22 protein-coding genes are annotated in these 23,026 nt (G+C 32.6%); 10 read left to right on the top strand and 12 right to left on the bottom strand.

The window, feature by feature from the left end:
- Positions 1 to 547 precede the first annotated feature (547 nt).
- The 6 genes from M4I23_RS13765 to M4I23_RS13740 all read left to right on the top strand — a co-directional run bounded on the left by M4I23_RS13765 (position 548) and on the right by M4I23_RS13740 (position 9,752).
- Positions 548 to 2,317: a long-chain fatty acid--CoA ligase gene (locus tag M4I23_RS13765; protein WP_249754809.1), complete on the top strand. Its 1,770-nt coding sequence runs from the start codon at positions 548 to 550 to the stop codon at positions 2,315 to 2,317.
- A 100-nt stretch (positions 2,318 to 2,417) separates the two neighbouring features.
- Positions 2,418 to 2,864 carry a MarR family winged helix-turn-helix transcriptional regulator gene (locus M4I23_RS13760; RefSeq protein ID WP_158848335.1) on the top strand — a complete coding sequence of 149 codons (447 nt, stop codon included), beginning with the start codon at positions 2,418 to 2,420 and terminating at the stop codon, positions 2,862 to 2,864.
- A 9-nt stretch (positions 2,865 to 2,873) separates the two neighbouring features.
- On the top strand, positions 2,874 to 5,282 hold the full coding sequence (locus M4I23_RS13755; RefSeq protein ID WP_249754808.1) for a 3-hydroxyacyl-CoA dehydrogenase/enoyl-CoA hydratase family protein: 2,409 nt from the start codon (positions 2,874 to 2,876) through the stop codon (positions 5,280 to 5,282).
- 5 nt (positions 5,283 to 5,287) lie between these two features.
- Positions 5,288 to 6,481 (top strand): acetyl-CoA C-acyltransferase, encoded by a 1,194-nt coding sequence (locus M4I23_RS13750; RefSeq protein WP_249754807.1) that lies wholly within the window; start codon positions 5,288 to 5,290, stop codon positions 6,479 to 6,481.
- 26 nt (positions 6,482 to 6,507) lie between these two features.
- Positions 6,508 to 8,316 carry an acyl-CoA dehydrogenase family protein gene (locus M4I23_RS13745; RefSeq protein WP_249754806.1) on the top strand — a complete coding sequence of 603 codons (1,809 nt, stop codon included), beginning with the start codon at positions 6,508 to 6,510 and terminating at the stop codon, positions 8,314 to 8,316.
- A gap of 104 nt (positions 8,317 to 8,420) precedes the next feature.
- A complete protein-coding gene (locus M4I23_RS13740) occupies positions 8,421 to 9,752 on the top strand; it encodes a M28 family peptidase (RefSeq protein WP_249754805.1) in 1,332 nt (443 codons plus the stop codon).
- A 158-nt stretch (positions 9,753 to 9,910) separates the two neighbouring features.
- Here the strand turns inward: M4I23_RS13740 and yajC are convergent, their stop codons facing one another.
- The 3 genes from yajC to nusB form a co-directional block, all read right to left on the bottom strand.
- A complete protein-coding gene (gene yajC / locus M4I23_RS13735) occupies positions 9,911 to 10,210 on the bottom strand; it encodes a preprotein translocase subunit YajC (RefSeq protein WP_158848325.1) in 300 nt (99 codons plus the stop codon).
- Positions 10,211 to 10,244: 34 nt separating this feature from the next.
- The gene (locus M4I23_RS13730; RefSeq protein WP_158848323.1) at positions 10,245 to 10,697 is read right to left on the bottom strand and encodes a DUF1573 domain-containing protein; all 453 of its coding nucleotides are present in this window, start codon (positions 10,695 to 10,697) and stop codon (positions 10,245 to 10,247) included.
- A gap of 87 nt (positions 10,698 to 10,784) precedes the next feature.
- Positions 10,785 to 11,732, bottom strand: coding sequence for a transcription antitermination factor NusB (gene nusB / locus M4I23_RS13725; protein WP_249754804.1), 948 nt, complete (start codon positions 11,730 to 11,732; stop codon positions 10,785 to 10,787).
- Between the two features lie 197 nt (positions 11,733 to 11,929).
- On the opposite strand from nusB, the gene M4I23_RS13720 reads away from it, so the two are divergent.
- Together M4I23_RS13720 and M4I23_RS13715 are read left to right on the top strand one after the other, a co-directional pair.
- On the top strand, positions 11,930 to 13,687 hold the full coding sequence (locus M4I23_RS13720) for an ABC transporter ATP-binding protein (protein ID WP_249754803.1): 1,758 nt from the start codon (positions 11,930 to 11,932) through the stop codon (positions 13,685 to 13,687).
- A gap of 138 nt (positions 13,688 to 13,825) precedes the next feature.
- On the top strand, positions 13,826 to 14,224 hold the full coding sequence (locus M4I23_RS13715) for a PUR family DNA/RNA-binding protein (RefSeq protein ID WP_158848317.1): 399 nt from the start codon (positions 13,826 to 13,828) through the stop codon (positions 14,222 to 14,224).
- A 210-nt stretch (positions 14,225 to 14,434) separates the two neighbouring features.
- On the opposite strand, the gene M4I23_RS13710 is transcribed toward M4I23_RS13715, so the two are convergent.
- Positions 14,435 to 14,770 (bottom strand): tRNA-binding protein, encoded by a 336-nt coding sequence (locus tag M4I23_RS13710; protein WP_158848315.1) that lies wholly within the window; start codon positions 14,768 to 14,770, stop codon positions 14,435 to 14,437.
- A gap of 47 nt (positions 14,771 to 14,817) precedes the next feature.
- Between M4I23_RS13710 and M4I23_RS13705 the strand changes: the two genes are divergently transcribed.
- On the top strand, positions 14,818 to 15,378 hold the full coding sequence (locus M4I23_RS13705; protein ID WP_249754802.1) for a thioredoxin family protein: 561 nt from the start codon (positions 14,818 to 14,820) through the stop codon (positions 15,376 to 15,378).
- Here the strand turns inward: M4I23_RS13705 and M4I23_RS13700 are convergent.
- The 8 genes from M4I23_RS13700 to M4I23_RS13665 all read right to left on the bottom strand — a co-directional run bounded on the left by M4I23_RS13700 (position 15,375) and on the right by M4I23_RS13665 (position 21,673).
- The gene (locus tag M4I23_RS13700; RefSeq protein ID WP_158848311.1) at positions 15,375 to 15,860 is read right to left on the bottom strand and encodes a GNAT family N-acetyltransferase; all 486 of its coding nucleotides are present in this window, start codon (positions 15,858 to 15,860) and stop codon (positions 15,375 to 15,377) included. The genes M4I23_RS13705 and M4I23_RS13700 overlap by 4 nt on opposite strands.
- Position 15,861: 1 nt before the next feature.
- Entirely contained in the window at positions 15,862 to 16,407 is a 546-nt protein-coding gene (locus tag M4I23_RS13695; protein ID WP_158848309.1) for a YfiT family bacillithiol transferase, read from the bottom strand.
- Between the two features lie 21 nt (positions 16,408 to 16,428).
- A complete protein-coding gene (locus tag M4I23_RS13690) occupies positions 16,429 to 16,851 on the bottom strand; it encodes a hypothetical protein (protein ID WP_249754801.1) in 423 nt (140 codons plus the stop codon).
- A gap of 301 nt (positions 16,852 to 17,152) precedes the next feature.
- Positions 17,153 to 18,085 (bottom strand): peptidylprolyl isomerase, encoded by a 933-nt coding sequence (locus M4I23_RS13685; protein ID WP_158848305.1) that lies wholly within the window; start codon positions 18,083 to 18,085, stop codon positions 17,153 to 17,155.
- A gap of 167 nt (positions 18,086 to 18,252) precedes the next feature.
- The gene (locus M4I23_RS13680; RefSeq protein WP_042495871.1) at positions 18,253 to 18,486 is read right to left on the bottom strand and encodes a hypothetical protein; all 234 of its coding nucleotides are present in this window, start codon (positions 18,484 to 18,486) and stop codon (positions 18,253 to 18,255) included.
- 201 nt (positions 18,487 to 18,687) lie between these two features.
- A complete protein-coding gene (locus M4I23_RS13675) occupies positions 18,688 to 19,338 on the bottom strand; it encodes a hypothetical protein (RefSeq protein WP_249754800.1) in 651 nt (216 codons plus the stop codon).
- Between the two features lie 134 nt (positions 19,339 to 19,472).
- A complete protein-coding gene (locus tag M4I23_RS13670; RefSeq protein ID WP_249754799.1) occupies positions 19,473 to 19,943 on the bottom strand; it encodes a hypothetical protein in 471 nt (156 codons plus the stop codon).
- Positions 19,944 to 20,125: 182 nt separating this feature from the next.
- On the bottom strand, positions 20,126 to 21,673 hold the full coding sequence (locus M4I23_RS13665) for a hypothetical protein (protein WP_249754798.1): 1,548 nt from the start codon (positions 21,671 to 21,673) through the stop codon (positions 20,126 to 20,128).
- Between the two features lie 148 nt (positions 21,674 to 21,821).
- On the opposite strand from M4I23_RS13665, the gene M4I23_RS13660 reads away from it, so the two are divergent.
- Positions 21,822 to 22,997 carry a 2-isopropylmalate synthase gene (locus M4I23_RS13660; protein WP_158848297.1) on the top strand — a complete coding sequence of 392 codons (1,176 nt, stop codon included), beginning with the start codon at positions 21,822 to 21,824 and terminating at the stop codon, positions 22,995 to 22,997.
- Positions 22,998 to 23,026: the final 29 nt, after the last annotated feature.

Raw genomic sequence — 23,026 nt, 5'->3', positions numbered from 1 at the left:
CCATAACCAACAATTATTCATGGAATTAGAAGGAATAAACCTTGGGTTAAAAAATAATCTAAAACAATTCGCACTAATATGAAAACGCCTCTAAATCATTAAAATACAAGATATTGTATTGTGACACTTTTCAGCTTTATCCAAAATATAATTAGAGTTTAAACTTCTTATAATAAAGAACATTTTAATTTACCCATTCCGAAAAAAATTATAATATTGTAAAACACGGTTATTAAGTATACGAAATCACTTCAAAAACTCATATTAGAGAAAACAAGATGTTTTTCAATACCTAAAATAGCGTTAAATATTAAGGTTTTTAATCAACAATTCGGTATCTTTAATTGATAAAAATGGAGAAACTCCATTTAAGCAAATTTTTAAAAAATTATGCTTATTCTATAGAACTAAAACGCAAACCAGACTCTTAAGTAATACAAATTTGATAAAAATCAATAAAGATTTATAAGAATCCACCACTTTTATGGCGCATTATTTGATAATCTTATTTTATTTGCTATTTTGCAGCCTAGAATAATTATAGCCCATGACCAAAATCACCAGACTTTTTGACTTTCCTTATCACCAATTAAAAACATATAATTTAGATAAAGCCTTTAACACAAAACATAATGGAGAATGGCAAGCTACCTCGTCACAAGAATACGTAGATCAGGCCAATGCTATAAGTCGAGGTTTATTAAGGCTAGGTGTTAAACCAAACGATAAAATTGCGGTAATTTCTTCAACAAATAGAACAGAATGGAACATTCTAGATATTGGCGTATTGCAAGTTGGAGCTCAAAATGTACCTATTTACCCAACAATTTGCGCAGAAGATTACGAATATATTTTAAATCATTCAGAGTCTATCTATTGTTTTGTTTCAGATAATGAAATTCTAGAAAAACTAAACGCTATTAAAGCGAATACAAAACTTAAAAATGTTTATACCTTTGATGATATCAAAGATGAAAATAGTTGGAAAGAAGTTCTTAAATTAGGTGAAGGCAAACAGAACCAACCTGAAGTTGAAGCTAAAAAAGACGCAGTAAACTCATCCGATTTAGCAACATTAATTTACACCTCTGGAACCACAGGAAAACCTAAAGGTGTTATGCTATCTCATAACAACCTAGTTTCAAACGTTTTGAATAGCGAAAACCGTGTTCCTTTTAAATACGGCAAATCAAAAACATTAAGTTTTTTGCCTGTATGTCATGTTTTTGAACGTATGATACTGTATTTATATCAATATTGTGGTGCTGAAATTTACTTTGCAGAATCTATCGAAAAAATGAGCGATAATCTAAAAGAGATTAAACCTAACGTTATGACGGCTGTTCCGCGTTTATACGAAAAAGTATATGATAAAATTATAGCAAAAGGTAGCGAGTTAACAGGCATAAAAAAATCACTTTTCTTTTGGGCTGTCAACTTAGGCTTAAGATTTGAACCTTACGGTCAAAATGGTTGGTGGTATGAATTTCAACTAAAAATTGCCCGAAAACTTATTTTTAGTAAATGGAAAGAAGGCCTTGGTGGTAATTTAGACATCATGGTTTCTGGCAGTGCCGCACTACAACCTAGACTTACTAGAATATTTGCTGCTGCAGGTTTACCTATAATGGAAGGTTATGGATTAACCGAAACTTCACCTGTTATATCTGTCAACGATATGCGTAACGGAGGCTTTAGAGTTGGAACTACAGGTAAAGTAATTGATGATGTTGAAGTTAAAATTGCTGAAGATGGTGAAATACTAGTAAAAGGCCCAAATGTTATGATAGGTTATTACAAGGATGATGCTAAAACAGCTGAAGCTATTAAGGGTGGTTATTTCCACACCGGTGATATTGGAGAAATAGACCTCAATGGTTTTCTTAAAATAACCGATAGAAAAAAAGAAATGTTCAAAACTTCGGGCGGTAAATATGTAGCACCTGCCCTGCTTGAAAATGAATTTAAACAATCTCGATTTATAGAGCAGATTATGGTTATTGGCGAAGGCGAAAAAATGCCAGCAGCTTTAATACAAGTAAATTACGATTTCGTTAAGGAATGGGCTAAACGCCACGATATTCCATTTACTAGTAACGAAGATATAATACTGAATATGCAATTACTTGCTAGAATTCAAGAAGAGATTAATATTGCAAATGCGAACTTCGGGAAATGGGAACAAATTAAGAAATTTGAAATCACTCCAGACATTTGGTCTATAGATGCCGGACATCTAACGCCAACCATGAAGATGAAGCGTAAAGTTATAAAACAAAAGTACTTTTCTCTTATCGAGAAAATCTACAGAGGCTAACAAAATCTTGTATTCTTAGTAAAAGTTTAACTAAAATAATAATAATTTATTATGCATGCATAATAAATTTTACTATATTTGGAAACAACAATCTCTTTATATGAAAGATAGAACTATAGATTACGTTTTACGAACAACCTGGCTTGCTGTTCAAAAAATGTATAATGAAGAAGCTTTAAAATTTGATAGTACTATGGCAACGGGGTTTACCTTATTAAGTATAGATCCAGAAAAAGGAACACCATCTACAGCTTTAGGCCCCAAGATGGGAATGGAAGCTACGAGCCTTTCTCGAATTTTAAAAGCTATGGAAATAAAAGGTTTGATTGACAGACACCCTAATCCAGAAGATGGTCGTGGTGTAATTATCAAGCTAACACCTTTCGGAATTCAAAAACGTAACTATTCTAAAGATCGCGTTTTAACCTTTAATGACAAAATAAAAAACAATATAACCGATGAAAAACTAAAGCACTTCAATGAGGTAGCCGATGTAATTCTAAATATGGTTTCCAACAAAAAAATATATACACCAAACGACAACTAGTTAAATAAAATGAGCAAACGTAGAATAAAAAAAATCGCAATTATTGGTTCCGGAATTATGGGAAGCGGTATAGCTTGTCATTTCGCTAATATTGGCGTAGATGTCCTGTTACTAGACATTGTTCCAAGAGAACTTAACGACAAAGAAAAAGCTAAAGGATTAACTTTAGAAGACAAAATAGTTAGAAATAGATTGGTTAATGATGCACTTATGGCATCGTTAAAATCAAAACCATCTCCAATTTATCATCAAGATTTCGCTAGTAGAATTACCACTGGTAATTTAGAAGATGATATAGCTAAAGTAGCCGATGCAGATTGGATTATGGAAGTTGTAGTTGAAAGACTAGACATCAAAAAAATGGTGTTTGAAAACTTAGAGAAATATCGTAAACCAGGCACGTTAATTACATCTAACACTTCTGGTATTCCAATAAAATTTATGAGTGAAGGACGAAGTGAAGATTTCCAGAAACATTTCTGCGGAACACACTTCTTTAACCCTGCGCGTTACTTAAAATTATTTGAAATTATTCCTGGACCAAAAACAGATGCTTCTGTTTTAGAATTCTTGAATGGTTATGGTGAACAATTTCTTGGCAAAACCTCGGTAATTGCAAAAGATACACCTGCTTTCATTGGAAACAGAGTTGGTATTTTTAGTATACAAAGTTTATTTCATGCAGTTAAAGATTTAGATTTAACTATTGAAGAAGTAGATAAATTATCTGGACCAGTAATTGGTCGTCCAAAATCGGCAACCTTCCGTACGGTAGATGTTGTAGGTTTAGATACTTTGGTTCACGTAGCAAACGGTATTGCAGAAAACTGTAAAAATGACGAACGTTTAGAATTGTTTAAATTACCAGATTTCATCAATACTATGATGGAGAACAAATGGTTAGGAAGCAAAACAGGACAAGGTTTTTACAAAAAACAAGTGTCTGCAGATGGATCTAAAGAAATTTTATCATTAGACTTAAACACCTTAGAATATCGTTCTGCTAAACGTGCAAAATTTGCAACTTTAGAACTTACGAAAACGATTGATAAAGTAGTAGACCGATTTAAAGTATTAGTAAAAGGAAAAGATAAAGCGGGTGAGTTTTACAGAAAAAGCTTCACAGCATTATTTGCTTACGTATCTAATCGTATTCCAGAAATTTCAGAAGAGCTTTATAAGATTGATGATGCAATGAAAGCTGGTTTTGGTTGGGAACATGGACCTTTCCAAATTTGGGATGCTATTGGAGTAGAAAAAGGAATCGAATTAATGAAAGCAGAAGGCCTAGAGCCTGCTGCTTGGGTTAATGAGATGCTTGCTTCTGGTAACACCTCTTTTTATTCTGTAAAAGAAGGCGCTTCTTTCTTTTATGATATCGCTTCTAAAAAACAAACTAAAATACCTGGTCAAGACAGTTTTATCATCCTTGATAATATTAGAAAAACAAACGAAGTGTTTAAAAACTCTGGTGTTGTTATTGAAGATATTGGGGACGGCATACTTAACCTAGAATTCCAATCTAAAATGAACACCATTGGTGGAGACGTTTTAGCTGGGTTAAATAAAGCTATTGATTTAGCCGAAAAAGATTTTGCTGGTTTAGTTGTTGGTAATCAAGCTGCAAACTTCTCGGTTGGTGCAAACATAGGCATGATTTTTATGATGGCTGCAGAGCAAGAATACGATGAACTTAATATGGCCATCAAATACTTCCAAGATACCATGATGCGCATGCGTTATTCTTCAATCCCAACTATTTCTGCTCCTCACGGAATGGCATTAGGTGGTGGTTGTGAATTATCGTTACATGCTGATAAAGTCGTTGCAGCAGCAGAAACTTACATGGGACTTGTAGAGTTTGGTGTTGGTGTTATCCCTGGTGGTGGTGGTTCTAAAGAAATGGCTTTAAGAGCATCAGATACTTTCAGAAAAGGAGATGTGCAGTTAAATACACTTCAGGAATACTTTTTAACTATTGGTATGGCAAAAGTATCAACTTCGGCTTACGAAGCTTTTGATATGGGCGTTTTACAAAAAGGAAAAGATATTGTTGTAGTTAATAAAGACCGCCAAATTGCTGTAGCTAAAGAACATGCTAAATTAATGGCGAATATGGGTTACACACAACCTATAAAACGTACAGATGTTAAGGTATTAGGCAAACAAGCTTTAGGTATGTTTTTAGTAGGAACAGATTCCATGAAAGATTCTAAATACATTAGTGAACACGACATGAAAATCGCTAATAAACTAGCTTACGTTATGGCTGGAGGCGACTTATCAGAACCTACTTTAGTAACCGAGCAATATCTATTGGATTTAGAACGTGAAGCATTCCTTTCACTTTGTACAGAGCGTAAAACTTTGGAAAGAATTCAACACATGTTAACCAAAGGAAAACCTTTAAGAAACTAATAAAAATGAAAACAGCATATATAGTAAAAGCATATAGAACCGCAGTTGGTAAAGCACCAAAAGGCGTATTTCGTTTTAAAAGAACAGATGAATTGGCAGCAGAAACCATCAAGTATATGATGAAAGAATTGCCTAATCTAGACCCAAAACGTATCGATGATGTTATTGTTGGTAACGCCATGCCAGAAGGTGCACAAGGACTTAATATGGCTCGTTTAATCTCTTTAATGGGATTAGAAGTTGTAGATGTTCCAGGTGTAACTGTAAATCGTTTTTGCTCTTCTGGAGTTGAAACTATTGGAATGGCAACTGCAAAAATTCAAGCAGGAATGGCAGATTGTATCATTGCAGGTGGAGCAGAAAGCATGAGTAGTGTACCAATGACAGGTTTTAAACCAGAGTTAAATTACGATGCCATTGTAAAAGCTGGTCACGAAGATTATTATTGGGGAATGGGAAATACTGCAGAAGCTGTAGCAAACCAATTTAAAGTATCTCGTGAAGATCAAGATGAATTTGCATTCAATTCTCACATGAAAGCATTACGAGCGCAAGCTGAAAATCGTTTTCAAGATCAAATAGTACCCATTGAAGTAGAACAAACTTACATTGATGCTAACGGAAAGAAAGCTACAAAATCTTATACAGTAACTAAAGATGAAGGTCCTCGCGCAGGAACTAGTAAAGAAGCTTTAGCAAAACTAAGAGCAGTATTTGCTGCTGGAGGAAGTGTTACAGCTGGTAACTCGTCACAAATGAGTGATGGTGCTGCTTTTGTAATGGTTATGAGTGAAGACATGGTTAAAGAACTAGGTTTAGAACCAATTGCAAGAATGGTTAACTATGCCGCTGCAGGTGTTGAACCCCGCATTATGGGTATTGGGCCAGTAAAAGCAATTCCAAAAGCATTAAAACAAGCAGGATTAAAACAAGACGATTTATCTTTAATTGAGTTAAACGAAGCTTTTGCTTCACAATCTTTAGCGGTAATTAGAGAGTTAGGTCTTAATCCAGATATCATTAACGTAAACGGTGGTGCTATTGCATTGGGTCACCCATTAGGATGTACCGGAGCAAAATTATCTGTACAACTTTTTGACGAAATGCGTAAGCGCGACATGAAAGGTAAATATGGTGCAGTTACCATGTGTGTTGGTACAGGTCAAGGTGCTTGTGGAATATTCGAATTTTTAAACTAATAAAAAACTTAATACTAAACTATAAAATGGAAGCAACTGAAAAAGACATCTTAAGAGGTGGTCAATTCTTAGTAAAAGAAACAAATTGTGAAGATGTGTTTACTCCTGAAGATTTTTCAGAAGAGCAAACAATGATGAAAGAATCTGTAATGGAATTTAATGATCGTGAAATCATTCCTCATAAAGCACGTTTTGAAGCTAAAGACTATGCGCTAACTGAAGAAGTTATGCGTAAAGCTGGAGATATGGGCTTTTTAAGTGTTGCTGTTCCTGAAGCTTTTGGTGGAATGGGAATGGGATTTGTTTCTACGGTATTAACTTGTGATTACATTTCTTCTGGAACAGGTTCTTTCAGTACTGCTTTTGGTGCTCATACAGGAATTGGTACTATGCCAATTACGCTTTATGGTACAGAGGAACAAAAACAAAAATACGTACCTAAATTAGCTTCTGGTGAGTGGTTTGGAGCATACTGTTTAACAGAGCCTGGAGCTGGATCTGATGCCAATTCTGGAAAAACGACTGCTACCCTATCGGAAGACGGAAAAACATATAAAATTAACGGACAAAAAATGTGGATCTCAAATGCAGGTTTCTGTAGTGTGATGATTGTTTTTGCTCGTATTGAAGACGACAAAAACATCACAGGTTTCATTGTTGAATTTGATAAAGAAAATCCAAACGGTATAACTTTAGGTGAAGAAGAACACAAATTAGGTATTCGTGCATCATCAACGCGCCAAGTATTCTTTAATGACACTGTAGTACCAGTTAACAGTATGTTAGCAGGTCGTGGAGAAGGATTTAAAATTGCAATGAATGCGTTAAACGTTGGTCGTATTAAATTAGCTGCTGCATGTTTAGATTCTCAAAGAAGAATTTTAACTACTGCCGTAAATTACGCTAATGAACGTAAACAATTTAAAACACCAATTTCAGATTTCGGAGCTATTAAAGTGAAATTAGCCGAGATGTCCACAAATGCATATGTAGGTGAATCTGCAACTTATAGAGCTGCAAAAAACATAGAAGATAGAATTTCTATGAGAGAAGCTGCTGGAAACACACATCAAGAAGCGGAGTTAAAAGGTGTTGAAGAATATGCTATTGAATGTTCTATTTTAAAAGTAGCTGTCTCTGAAGATGTACAACACGCTGCAGATGAAGGTATTCAAATATTTGGTGGTATGGGGTTTTCGGAAGAAACTCCAATGGAATCTGCTTGGAGAGATGCTAGAATAGCACGTATTTATGAAGGTACAAACGAAATTAATCGTATGCTTTCTGTTGGTATGTTAGTTAAGAAAGCCATGAAAGGTCATGTAGATTTATTAGGCCCTGCTTCTAAAGTTCAAGAAGAATTAATGGGTATTCCATCTTTCGAGACTCCTGATTTTTCAGAATTATTTTCAGAAGAAAAAGTAATGATTAATAAGTTGAAAAAGACTTTTTTAATGGTTGCCGGAGGAGCTGTTCAAAAATTTGGTCCAGATCTAGACAAGCACCAACAATTACTTATAGCTGCTGCCGATATTTTAATTGAAATTTATATGGCTGAATCTGCCATTTTAAGAACTGAAAAAAATGCCAAACGCTTTGGAGCCGATTCTCAATCTGTTCAAATTGCAATGTCTAAATTATACTTATATCACGCTGTAGATATTATCGAAGAAAAAGGAAAGGAAAGTATCATTTCTTTTGCTGAAGGTGATGAACAACGTATGATGCTTATGGGACTTAAACGTTTTACAAAATATCAAAACTATCCAGACATTGTAGATTTACGTAACGAAATAGCCGAAAAAGTGAAGGCCGAAAATAAATATTGCTTTTAAGGGATTAAAAGAATTTGTGTGACTAACTCAAATATAAACGACGCTTCGAATTAATTTTTGAAGCGTCTTTTTATTTTTATTAAATTAGATGAAAATAAAATTAAATGAAAATATTACTACTTCCTGTACTTCTGCTATCTATTCTAGGTACATCTGCTCAAACAAACCAAAAAATATATGATATTATAGATGCTGTTTCCGCAGAACGTATAGAAAATGATATCCAAAAATTAGTCGATTTCGGCACTAGGAATACCTTTAGTGATACCATTTCAAATATAAGAGGAATTGGAGCTGCAAGACGATGGATAAAATCGGAATTTGAAACCATTTCTAAAGATTGTAAAACCTGTTTAAACGTATTTTATCAAAAAGATTTTGTGACCAAAGAAGGTAATCGCCGTGTTCCACACGATGCTTGGGTTGTTAACGTCGTCGCTATTCAGAAAGGGACTAAATACCCAAACCGCTATATCATTATGAGCGGAGATATCGACTCTCGTGGTAGTGATACTATGGAATTCACAAAAGATGCTCCTGGAGCAAACGATAATGCTTCTGGCATGGCCGGAACTATTGAAGCTGCAAGAGTATTATCTAAGTATCAATTTGAAAATAGCATTGTTTATGTTGGTTTATCTGGTGAAGAACAAGGCCTATTTGGCGGTGGTGGCTTAGCAAAATATGTTAAAGAAAAAGAATGGGATATCATTGGAATATTTAATAATGACATGATTGGAAACATAAAAGGTGTTGATGGTGTTATCGATAATAGAACTTTTAGAATTTTCTCTGAGCCTGTTCCTGCTAATGAAACAGAAAAAGAACGTAAATCAAGACGTTTTTATGGAGGAGAAGTCGATGGAATCTCGCGGCAACTAGCACGTTATATTCATAAAACTGTAAAAACATATATGCCAGAAATGAATCCAATGATGGTTTATAGATTAGATCGCTTTGGTCGTGGCGGACACCACAGACCATTTAACGATTTAGGTTTTGCTGGAATACGAATAATGGAAGCGCACGAAAACTACACACAACAACACCAAGATATTCGTGAAGAAAACGGTATTAAATATGGAGATATTATTGAACACGTCAATTTTGATTATGCAAAAAAACTAACCACTGTAAATGCCATAAACATGGCCAGTTTAGCTTGGGCACCTCCTGCTCCAAAAACGGTTGCAATTGGTGGTATTGTAGAACCATCGGTTAAATTTAAATGGGATAAAGTTGAAGGAGCCATCGGTTATAAAATATATTGGAGAGATACCACTTCTCCTACTTGGGACAACAGTCGCTATGTTGGTGATGTCTCAGAATTCATGTTAGATGGAATTGTTATTGACAACTATTTCTTCGGAATTGCTTCTGTTGGGAAAGATGGTTTTGAAAGCCCAGTAGTATTTCCTAATAAAATAATGAGATAACTTCTCTAGTGATTAACTCTAATATAAACGATACCTCGCGCTAATTTAAAAAGAATCGCATTATGTGCTAAAAAACATATTTTCTCAAATCATAGTAATAAAAAAAAAAGAACCCAAAAGGGTTCTTTTTTAACATAGCACACTATAAAATCTACTACTTATTTTTTAACTACAGCAGGCGCATTAAGTTTGGTACTCATTTCCGAAGAAATTGCAGAACGCTCATATTTTAATTTTCCAGACATCGTCTCGATAACACAACTAGCATCTTTATCATTAATCTCTAAAATTTTGCCATGTAAACCACTTTTGGTTATTATTTTATCACCACGTTTTAATTCGGCTGCAAATTTCTTTTCTTTTTTTGCACGTTTCATTTGTGGTGCTATCATAAAGAAATACACAACTACAAACATTAATACAAATGGTAATAAACTACCAATTCCACCTTCTCCCATTATAATTTTTATTATTTAATTTCTGGTTTAGTTATTAAGCGTCTGTTTTTACAAATGCCGTAATTTTAACAACTTCTTTTCCTTTTTCAGTATTTGCAGTAAGTGTTAAACTTTTAGAAATTTTCCCTTTTCCGCTACCGTTATATTTTACTGTAAACTCACCTGTTTCTCCAACAGCTAACGGTTCTCTAGACCAGTTTTGAGGTACTGTACACCCACAAGATGTTCCAATATTAGTAATCACTAAAGGTGCTTTACCTGTATTAGTATATTTAAAAACAGTTTCAACAGATTTTTTAGCTTCTATTTCTCCAAAATCATGAGTTGTTTCAGCAAACTCTATCACTGGAAAGTTAGAAGCACTAGCATCTCTTACCGCCGCAGCAGTAACATTTGCTTCTTCAATTTTTTTAGCTGCATTTTCTTCTTTACAAGATGTTAATGCTAATAAGCATAATGCACTTAATCCTAATATTACCTTTTTCATTTTAAATATATTTTTAATTGAAGTTACAAAAATAACAATTATTTAATCGAATTGAAATTTTTGTTATACTCTTAACATAAAATAACGTTACATTAAACCTCTTCCAATTTTGTTTAAAGTACCTGCTTCGGTATATTCTTTCACCAACTTATCTAATATACCGTTAATAAAAACGCTACTTTTTGGTGTAGAATATTCTTTAGCAATTTCTAAATACTCATTAATAGTCACTTTTGCTGGAATAGAAGGGAAATTTTTCACCTCACAGATAGCCATTTGTAACAACACAAAATCCACATTGGCAATACGATCCGTATCCCAGTTTTGAGTTTTAAGTTCAATCTCTTTGTTTATGGCTGTCCTATTTAACAACGTCTTTCTAAACAAATCTATAGCAAACTGCTTATCCTCTGCGTCTTTATATAATCTAGGTGTAAAATGGTTTTCCGAAGATGTTTGTTTTACCTTTCTAAGTATTTTTAAAATGGTAGTATTTACAGTAGGTAAATCATCCAACCATGTTAAATTTTTATCTTCTAAATACTCGTAAAGCTTGTCGTTTGGAGCTATAATTTCTTTAAAAACATCTACTAAAAACTCCTTATCTTCTTTGAAGCTAGACGTATCAGTTTGCATATAATTTTTATACAAATCACTAGATGTGATAGCTTTAAAAATAACATCTACATACTCACTATCCAATTCCCAATCCTTAACGTTATAAAGTTCTAATTTGTCTTTTAAGTCCAAATTATTAAATAAAACTTTAAAAACCTCATTGTTTACAAACTTACGGTTTGGATCTATATCCTCTTTAGTAGCAAGGTGCTTGTTCCGTTTTTTTAGCAAATTGCTTTCGGCTCTTTTCTGAACCTCCATCATCAACGAAATAAGTAATAAGTATAAGTTATACATATTATCTATACTAAAAAGTAGAAATTTTTGATCTTTACTAAAATCATCACTTTCACTACCTTTAAAGGCATACATGGTTTGCATTACTTTTACACGAATATGTCTTCTATTTAACATCATTACAAAGAACTTATTATAGGTTGAAAATTTTATTGCTTTTGTGCGGCAAAAATAACACTATATTTAAATAAAAACGGCATTTAAACACTTTATTATTACTAAATACTTTAAGCTATATTTAACAATTGCTTATAACTATATCAATATATTATTTATATTGAATACCCTATATTTGTGACTTATTTCCTTTAAAATAAATGAAAGAATTACAACACTTAAATAAGTACTTTCTAAAATACAAAACCAACCTTCTAATCGGGATATTTATAACCATAATTGCCCGAATGTTTTTGTTGTTTACGCCTCGATATGTAAAAAAAATATTTATTGTAATAGAAAAATATTTCAATGAAGACATGCCTATCGATGTTTTTAAAGCAGAACTTCTAGAAGCTATTCTTTATATTATAGGTGCCGCTATCATTGGTGGTATCCTTACTTTTTTTATGCGTCAATATATTATAAACGTATCGAGATATATTGAATTTGATTTAAAAAATGAAATTTATGAGCAATACCAAAAGCTCTCTTTAAATTTTTATAAAAAAAATAGAACGGGGGATTTAATGAACCGTATTAGTGAAGATGTTGGTCGCGTTCGTATGTATGCTGGCCCAGCCATAATGTATAGTATTAATACAGTAACGCTTTTTGTAATTGCGTTAATATATATGTTCGAAGAATCTACATCATTGGCGCTATATACCATATTACCGCTACCAATACTATCTATAATAATTTACAAATTAAGTAAAGAAATACATAGAAGAAGTACTATTGTACAAGAGTATTTATCGAAACTTTCTACTTTTACACAAGAATCTTTTAGTGGGATTTCAGTAATAAAAGCCTATGGTATTGAACCGCAAACTTCGGCAAACTTCTCAACACTTGCCGCAGAAAGTAAAGAGAAACAAATAGATTTAGCTCGAGTGCAAGCCTGGTTTTTCCCAATGATGGTTTTACTAATTGGAGTAAGTAACCTAATTGTAATTTACATTGGTGGCATGCAATACATTAACGGTGAAATTGAAAGTATTGGTACCATTGCCGAATTTATTATTTATGTCAACCTGCTTACTTGGCCCGTAGCTACTGTAGGCTGGGTAACATCGATTGTACAACAAGCCGAAGCTTCGCAAAAACGAATTAATGAGTTTTTAAAAATTGAGCCTGAAATTAAAAATAAAACTGAAGCTGAAACCGAAATTACTGGAGATATCGAATTTAAAAACGTTTCTTTTACTTATGATGATACCAACATTCAAGCCTTAAATGATGTTAGTTTTAAGGTAACCGAAGGAGAAACCCTTGCTATTATCGGAAAAACCGGATCGGGAAAATCTACTATTTTAGATTTAATTGGTCGTCTTTACGATATCGATAAAGGATCCATTATGATCAATAAACAAGAAATAGATCAAGTTAATTTATCCAATTTGCGTGACAGTATTGGTTATGTTCCACAGGAAGCTTTTCTATTTTCTGATAACTTAAGAAACAATATTAAGTTCGGGAAAGAAGACGCTACGGAAGAAGAAGTGATTGAGGCGGCAAAAAATGCGCAAGTTCATAAAAACATCATGAAATTCACTCATGGATATGATACCGTTTTAGGTGAACGTGGTATCACGCTCTCGGGAGGACAAAAACAACGAGTTTCCATAGCAAGAGCTATTATAAAATTACCAAAAATATTACTTTTCGACGATTGCTTATCGGCTGTTGATACAGAAACAGAAGAAAAAATACTTAAAAATCTAAAGAAAATTACGGAAGGTAAAACAACTATTATTGTGAGTCACCGCGTTTCCTCGGCTAAAAATGCGGATAAAATAATTGTTTTGGAAGATGGGAAAATTGTACAGCAAGGCACACACGATACACTTATTGAAATCGATGGGTATTACAAACATTTATATTTAAAACAACTGAGCGAAACATCTTCAAAATAAAACACTTAGCATTTTATTTTCTTTACTTTAAATAACTAAATTTCACTTTTTTAAAAGAAACTCCTTAAAATGTTGGTTTGCTTTAGTTTTTTTTAGATTTTTGAAACACTAGAATTAAAAACAAATTTCTATATAATTATGAACAATAATGGTATGATGGAGAAAGAGGAGATTTTTTCAAAGGTATTGAGAGCAGGAAGACGCACTTACTTTTTTGATGTAAGAGCAACAAAAGCTGAAGATTATTATTTAACAATTACTGAAAGTAAAAAATTCACAAATGATGATGGTTCATTTCATTACAAAAAACATAAAATTTATATTTATAAAGAAGATTTTGCCGAGTTCAAAGATATTTTAGGTGAAATGACTGACTATATCATAAATGAAAAAGGTGATGAAGTAATTAGCGAACGTCATCAAAAGGATTTTAAAAAGGAATATGACAGTGCAGATACAGATGATGGTTCTCGAGTTACCGAAGCCGAATTAAAAACACCAGAAAGCTTTACTGATATTAGCTTTGACGATATTTAATTGATTTCAAAAAAACATACTCAAAATCCGTTACAATAAAAATGTAACGGATTTTTTTATGCCTTTATAGCCGGTAAATAAAAATTAGCTCAACACGATTTAAAACAACCTTGGATTTGTTTAATTAAACAAAATTCTGAAACCGTTTGCACTAATACTAAAAGGGAAAATGAAACAAATTATAGTGAAAGTAGAGAACTCTTAAATATACTATGAAACGGATGTTCCATTTTTCACTTTGTTTTCTGGGTTTAATAACATAACATCTTTGCCTTCTACAGCACCTATAACTAAACATTCACTCATAAACTTCGCGATTTGTTTCTTCGGAAAATTAACAACAGCTACAATTTGTTTTTGCAATAAATCTTCTTTTTTATAAAGTATTGTAATTTGTGCCGATGTTTTTTTAATCCCCAAATCGCCAAAATCTATAATAAGTTGATAAGCAGGATTTCTCGCTTCAGGAAAATCACTCACTTCAATGATAGTACCCACTCGTAAATCGACTTTAGAAAAATCTTCGAAAGTTATTGCTTCGTTCATTTTTTAAAAATACAAATAATCCCGAACTTAGCATAAAACTTTTAATCATGGCTCGAACACCTTCCAACATGCTTCCTTTAGGTACAAAAGCACCTAATTTCGCCCTATTAGACACCGTTTCTGGAACCACTTTAAATCTCAATAATTTAAAAGGAGACACAGGTACTGTTATTATGTTTATCTGTAATCATTGTCCGTTTGTAATTCATGTAAACGAAGAATTGGTTGGCTTAGCAAATCTTTATTTAAAGAAAGGAATTAAATGTATTGCTATTTCGAGTAACGATGTTGTTAATTACCCACAAGACAGCCCTGAAAAGATGAAGATTCATGCCAAAAATGAAGGTTACCCGTTTCCATATTTATATGATGAAAGTCAATCTATAGCAAAGGCTTATGATGCCGCTTGCACTCCCGATTTTTATGTGTTTGATTCTAATTTAGAATTAACTTACAGAGGACAACTTGACGATTCTCGACCTGGAAATAGCATTCCTGTTACTGGTAAAGATTTGCGCCATGCGTTAAACTGCCTAATTGATCATGCTGAAAATGATACGATACAAAAACCTAGTATTGGTTGCGGTATTAAATGGAAAAAGGCTTAATTAATTTTCAATTGAAAAATACCAACATCCAGCCAAGTATCAAACTTAAACCCTACTTCTTTTAAATGTGCGACTTGAGTAAAACCAAACTTTTCATGTAGTTTAACACTGGCAGGATTAGGAATGGTTAAAACGCCCAAAACCGATTTAAAATCACGTTGCTTTAGCAACGCTATTAACTCTTTATATAAACGAGAACCTATTTGCTTCCCATGTGCTCCATTTTTTACATAAACCGTAGATTCTACAGTGAAATTATATGCCGGTTTTGGCCTAAATTTACTACCATAAGCAAACCCTGAAATCTCATTATTTTCTTCAAAAACAATACACGGATAATCTTTTAAAATAAGTTCTAACTTTTCGGTAAAAGCACTTAAAGACACAGGCACTTCATCAAAAGTAACCGTGGTGTTTATTACATAATAATTGTAAATTTCAAGTAGCGAGTTGACATCGTCAAGGGTTGCTTTTCTTATCATTTTAAATCCATCCTTTTAGTTTCATTAAGTTTTCAATATGCGCATAATGATGATTGCTATGCCAAGCATAATTGCCAATATTGAAATTTAGAGGCACTTCGTTATTGGTTTCTGGATGAATAAAACAGGCTTGCAAATCTTCTTCCGATAAAGTTTTTAGTAAATACACTAATTTGACATGAATAGCACGTAAATGAATTAACGACATCTCTATGGGAGCAGATTTAGAATCGATTAATTCTGCCCAACGCTCTTCAAAATAAGCTTTAATTACAGGCTTATCTTCTGTTAAAGTCCATTTAAAACGGGTATAACTATGATGATGACTATCGGATAAATGATGAACCACTTGTCTAATCGTCCACCCCTCTGGTCTATATTGAGTATCTAATTGTGAGTTTGTTAAACCTTTCACCAAACGCTCTAAGCGATCTGGAAAATGTTCTAGTATTGAAATCCAACTTTCAATATGTTGTGAAGTAATTTTCTTTGGACAATTAAATTGACCTATAGGATATTTTAGCTTTTCAAGTTCTTTATCTGTCATGAAAACAAATATAAAACAATACTAGTCAATTTCTACCATATCATTTTTAACAAAATTAATAGCCATTTCTAACTGGCTAAAATGCTTTATAGTACCTTTAAAAAACAGCTTTTCGATAGTAGCGTTAGAAAGACGAGCCTTATCAGACACCACGATATAAGAATTCAAAAAATAACTATTTTTAAAAAACTTTACCCAATCGGAAGCCATAACCGAATAGGAATTAATTCTATTTGAAATCAAGTTAATAGTTGCTCCATCTGGTGTTCCTAAAAACCCAAAAACATCATCGATAACGGCTTTTGCATGGTTATCCCAACTAAAGTCCACACCTTGTCTAATTTCAGAAACAACAAATTTGTCAAAAACAAAAACATCTCCAAAAGAGTAATTAAATTCTTTTAAAACTTCCGGATAAAAATCCGTATCCATTATACTAATCATGATGCAAATTTAAATTTAACAGTTAACTATAAAGAATATATTCGATGAACCAAAATAATTGTCTGCCATTTGGTAACCGAAAAAATGAAACACTAAAAAAGCACCCCTAAAGAGGTGCTTATTTTTATTTAATCTATATAAACCCTTGTAAATAAGTTAACTAAAAAAATTAGAAAATATTTTATTATCTCCCTAGACTTAAGCCCCTATTTAACAAAGAAACAGATGCTTTTTAGATGCCGAGACTACACTCTACATAAATGAGTCTCTAACTTTTTTTACAAAAAAAGTTATTCGCTTCTTATTTTACATCCATAAGTTCTACATCGAAAACTAAAGTTGCATCTGGTGGAATTACACCGCCTGCTCCTGCACTTCCGTATCCTAAATGACTTGGGATTACTAAACGTGCCTTATCTCCTACTTTTAATAAGCCAATACCTTCATCCCATCCTGGAATAACTTGTCCTACTCCAATAGCAAAATCAATTGGTGAATTACGTTTGTATGATGAATCGAAAACAGTACCGTCAGATAACTGTCCTTTATAATGTACAGAAACCGTTTTACCTTTTTCAGCTTGAGTACCATTTCCTTCTTGAAGAATTTGGTAACGTAAACCACTTTCAGTTTTTTTGAATCCAGCTGCTAATTTGTCTAATTCAGCTTCTGCTGCTTCTGCAACTTCTGCTAATCTTTTTTCACGAGAACCTTCAAATTCTCTAAAAGATTCTACCGCTTTAAAAGCCTCTGCGTCTGCACCAACTCTTACTATTTCTAAAGTATCTATTAAATCGCCTTGAGCAATAGCATCAACTATATCTTGTCCTTCTACAACTTTTCCAAAAACGGTATGCTTACCATCTAACCAAGCTGTTTCTACGTGAGTTATAAAAAACTGACTTCCATTTGTTCCAGGTCCTGAATTAGCCATAGATAATACTCCTGGTCCGTCGTGTTTTAAATCTGGATGAAATTCATCGTCAAATTTATAACCTGGGCTTCCAGTTCCTGTACCTTGTGGGCAACCACCTTGTATCATAAAATCCTCAATTACTCTATGGAATTTTAATCCATCGTAATAAGGTTCTCCCTGTGGTTTCACATTGTTTTCAAGGTTTCCTTCAGCTAAAGCTACAAAGTGACCAACTGTTCCTGGTGCTTTTTTGTACTCTAAAGCAACTAGAACTTCTCCTTTTGTTGTATTAAATTTTGCGTATAATCCGTCTTGCATGATTGTTATTTTTAAGAAAGTGCAAATATACGGAAGTAAGTTTGTAGTTAAGAAGCTTGTGGTTTATTTTTTCGCTTACGCGGAAAGGGAACATCACCAAAACTTTAGATCGTTAAAACTATGTTTGTTTTTTATATTTTTAGATAATAAGATGGTTTGTTGTGTTTTTATTGTTTTTGTAACCATACCCTAATTTCTTTTCGTAAAGAAACCTCTGGTTTTGGTAACGGAATTTTTTGCCCAAATTGTTTACTTTTATTAAATTTTGAATACATAATTTTATGTTTTTTCCAAGCTTCAGGATACAATTCCAAGAACTTGTTAAAAAAACTTTGTTCATTAATTTTCCCTTCTATTTTAGAAAGTACATCTTTAAATTTTTCTTCTTGTTCTATAATCATGTTGTTATTATGTAGTAATAAATGAAACTTTTGTAGTCTCTGGTTTTATTCTTTTTAATTGTGGGTAGTGGGTTTGTATGCGAGGGTTTTCCGAAGGAAAACCTAATATACCAGAATGCATTTACTCTTGATTAAGCACTAAAATAAGCATTATTTTTATAGGGTGTTGGCAGTAGGCTTTATTCTCCATTTCAATGATTATTAATATCCTAAATCCTCCAACTTTACAAGTCCAGAAACAATATCGACGTATTTTTTATATTCTAAAGGCATACCGATATTAAATAAAATATTTTTAGCAGGGTCTATGTTTTCCCCTTTCAAATGGCATAAATAAAGACGTTCATTTAAATTAGGGTAAATTTCTATTGACGTTAATTCATAATTTGAAATTTCACTAATATCTACATTTTTGGGCATAAGCTCCTTTATAGATTTATCATAAATTCCGCTTGGATGATTGTATTTTCCGTCTTTTAAAATGTCTTTCTCAACTAATTTCCCACCATTCTCACCAAAAGAAATAAAATTCTTTTCATTTTCAGTTCCTGCCCAAACAGTTACTTTCCTACTACCTGAATTTTCTTTAATCCATAATTTAGGTTGTTCATAATTTTCTAATGGGTCAATCTTCAGGGTCTCAATATTGGATTTTTTTAGAAATTGCCTCGTAACCGCGTGTAAAAATAATATTGGTGTATTTTCCAAATTACTTTCTTTGAATTTATTATCCTCACTAAATGAATTAAAAAACATAAGAAAAGGTGATTTAATCATTTGAGCTAAAACAAAAATGCCCTTTCTCGTTTCTATAGATAATACCTTATTTTCTTTCCAAATTACTCTTCCCATTATTCAGATGTCAATGTTCAAATATTTACCTCTTAGTTTTTTCAACTGTTCGTTAAGGGACATGGTTTACACAAGTTAAAGATTAGAGTTTACCCTAAAATAGCAATTATTTTTAGACATCATTGTAATATGTTTTATTCACAATCTATGTCTGAGATGTTTCTGGCTTCTAAAATATTTACCACCTCATAGGTACTGTCATAATCAGCAGCAAATCCATCTTCTGATTTTCCTTTATCAATAATTTCAATTCTCACAAATATTGGAGAGTAAGGCTCTTGGTTTTTTGTTAAATTGAAATATAACTGAGTCAGTTCCTCTTCCGCCATAATCCAAAATTCCTTATCATCTCCACAAGGGGAAAAACTACTAACCTCATGTCCTAACGTTATTCTTCCTCTTAAAATATTTTGTGTACTATCAGATTTAGATTCGCGTTTTTCAGAGTAAATTGAGGAATCTGTATTGATTTCTGAGTTTTTCTCTAGTATTTTTTCGCTTGTAACATTTTCAACGATTGTTTTTTGCTTCTCCTTACAAGAAATTAGAAATAGATTAACAACGAATAAAACTAATAACGGTTTGTACATATTTTTTAATTTCATGTTTTTTTATGATAATTATCTATTTCTAAATTGTAAAGCTTAAGTCCAAGAATATTTACGCTCTTACTTTAAACCTAAAGTAGCAATTATTTTTAAACATTATCAGGTGCCTTTTTAGTTAAATCCTTTCCATAAAGGAGGTAAACCAATTAATATTACCCTTAATTAAAAAGAGTAAAAACCTACTTCACCTTCAATTCATGAAATTTATTTCGGATAACCAAACCTATTGGACGATTTTGAATTTTAGATTCTAACCAAGAAATAATATCTAGATATAAAAACGCTCGACTTTGGTAGGGATCGTTTTCGTATTCCTTTAGTTTTTTATGCAGTTTTATAAATTCGCTCTTAACCTCATGCGGATAGATATCACCTAAACCTCTTAAAAACTTAATAAATTCCTTTTGCACTTCATATAAATCTTCCATTTTAATTAAAAACTTATACGTACTCTTTATAAGCACATCGAGATTGTAATCTAAACCGGCTTCGTAATGTGCTACAAGATTTAAAATACGAGAAAAACACAATAAATCTTCACGCATTTGTAATGATTTATTACTAATAATTTTATCTAAGAATTCTATACATTTTTTATTTTCTCCGGCTCCAAAATACATACTGGCCATTTTATAATAAAATACCATAACGTGATGCTCGTCTGTACGATTTCTATAAAACTTTAATTCACTCAAAACCTCATCCACTAAAGGCAAACCTTCCTCGAAGCTTCCTTCAATAAAATGTAAATTAAACTTGTTATTATAGATGTATAGAAAAGCTAAACCATCAAGATTATCATCCTTAGGGAACCATTTTTCTTTGGTTACACCCTCGAACTTAATTAAGCTCTCCTTAAACTTATCGTATTTTCTTAAAAAGTATAGCGACTCTAATAAATAATTATTTCCGCTTAAAAAAAACACAGGATTTAGCTCAATCATCTCTTCTTTAGCATAAAATAAATCTACCCATTTTAGAGAGTATTTATAGCAAGACAAAAAATCTACGGTTAAAAAACTGTACCATAAATACGATTTGTAAAGCCACAATTTTTCTCGAAAGCCAAGCTCGTGTATATCATACTTTGGTAAACGGTCATTAAAATACTTATTAACTTGTTTATAATCTTCATCGTTTTTAATGTAGCCTATTTTTAAATAAAGGCCGTACAATTGTAACGATAAATTAGATAATTTACTAGCTAAAACATTGTGCAAACTAAGTTCTTTGGCTTGTATGGTAAGCTCATCTGCTCGGTTACTTAAACTACGGGTTATGTATTGCGATTCTATAACTTTTTCAAGCTCAACTACCTCGTAAGCCACATTTTTTTCCTCATTTACAATAGCTAGACTTTTTGCTTTATCTAAGAGTTTTAAACTTTGCTTGTATAGGCCTTTATGGTAAAGTATGGTTGCAAAATCGAGCTGTTCACGAATTTGTAATCGAATATCTTTATGCGAAGGGTTTAACCGTAAACTAATTAAAATCTGTTTATAGAGATGCGCTTTAAGATTAGAAAGTTGTTGCTTTTTTACAATCCCTTTCTTTAAAATAACAGATTCATCATAAACCGACAGTTTATCAAGAATATTAAAAAGCATTAAAAACTTAGAGTCTTCATTTACTCCCAATCTTCCTACATAAAGCTTAAATTGGCGCTTTTCGGATTTAGAAAGTGATTTCACTAGCACAAACAAATTATCTTTTTGCTCTTTCGTCATAGTTACAAAATCAGTATTAATTATTTGATTAACAGATAGTTAAACAAGTTATTACAACTTTAAACATCGTAATAACACAAGGTTGTATATTCGATTTGGTTAAGCAAAATATAACTTCGTAGAACAATAAGAAAATATATTTCAATAAATGTCTGATAATAAAGTCCAAATTTTCGATACAACACTAAGAGATGGTGAACAAGTCCCTGGTTGTAAACTAAATACCGAGCAAAAATTAATAATAGCCGAACAGCTAGATTTTTTAGGTGTTGATATTATTGAAGCAGGTTTTCCAGTTTCAAGTCCGGGTGATTTTAAATCGGTTGAGGAAATTTCTAAGATTGTTAAAAACGCGACCGTTTGTGGATTAACACGCTCGGTAGAAAATGATATAAAAGTAGCTGCCGAAGCATTAAAGTATGCAAAACTACCAAGAATACATACAGGTATTGGCACATCGGATTCTCATATAAAATTCAAATTTAAATCTACGCAAGATGCTATAATCGAACGTGCTGTTCAAGCCGTAACGTATGCAAAATCTTTTGTGGAAGATGTTGAGTTTTATGCTGAAGATGCAGGTAGAACCGATAACGAATATTTAGCACGTGTTTGTGAAGCTGTAATAAAAGCAGGAGCAACTGTTTTAAACATTCCAGATACAACCGGATATTGCTTGCCAAGTGAATATGGTGCAAAAATTAAGTACTTAAAAGAAAACGTAAAAGGAATAGATAAAGCTATTTTATCTTGCCATTGCCATAACGATTTAGGTTTAGCTACTGCTAATTCTATAGAAGGTGTTATTCATGGTGCACGCCAAATAGAATGTACTATTAACGGTATTGGTGAACGTGCTGGAAATACTGCTTTGGAAGAAGTGGTTATGATTTTAAAACAACACCCATACCTAAATTTAGATACAAATATAAAAACCGAAATGCTTTACGGATTAAGCCAATTGGTATCCGATAGTATGGGGATTTATACTCAACCAAATAAAGCTATTGTTGGTGCTAATGCATTCGCGCATAGCTCTGGTATTCACCAAGATGGTGTGATAAAAAATCGTGAGACTTACGAAATTATCGATCCTAAAGATGTAGGTGTTACCGAATCTGCAATTGTTTTAACAGCCCGTAGCGGTCGTGCTGCACTTGCTTACAGAGCAAAAAATGTAGGGTACGAATTAACAAAACTTCAATTAGATGTCATTTATACAAATTTCCTTGATTTCGCTGACAAGAAAAAGGAAGTAAATGATGGAGATATTCACAATATTATAGAAAATAGTAAAGTTTATAACGAAATTGTTTCATCTTAATAAAAAATAGGCTATTACGTGTTATCTTT

Origin of the sequence: Algibacter sp. L4_22, assembly GCF_023473045.1 — a bacterium.
GTDB lineage: Bacteria > Bacteroidota > Bacteroidia > Flavobacteriales > Flavobacteriaceae > Algibacter.
This window is presented reverse-complemented; position numbering and strand designations above follow the sequence as displayed.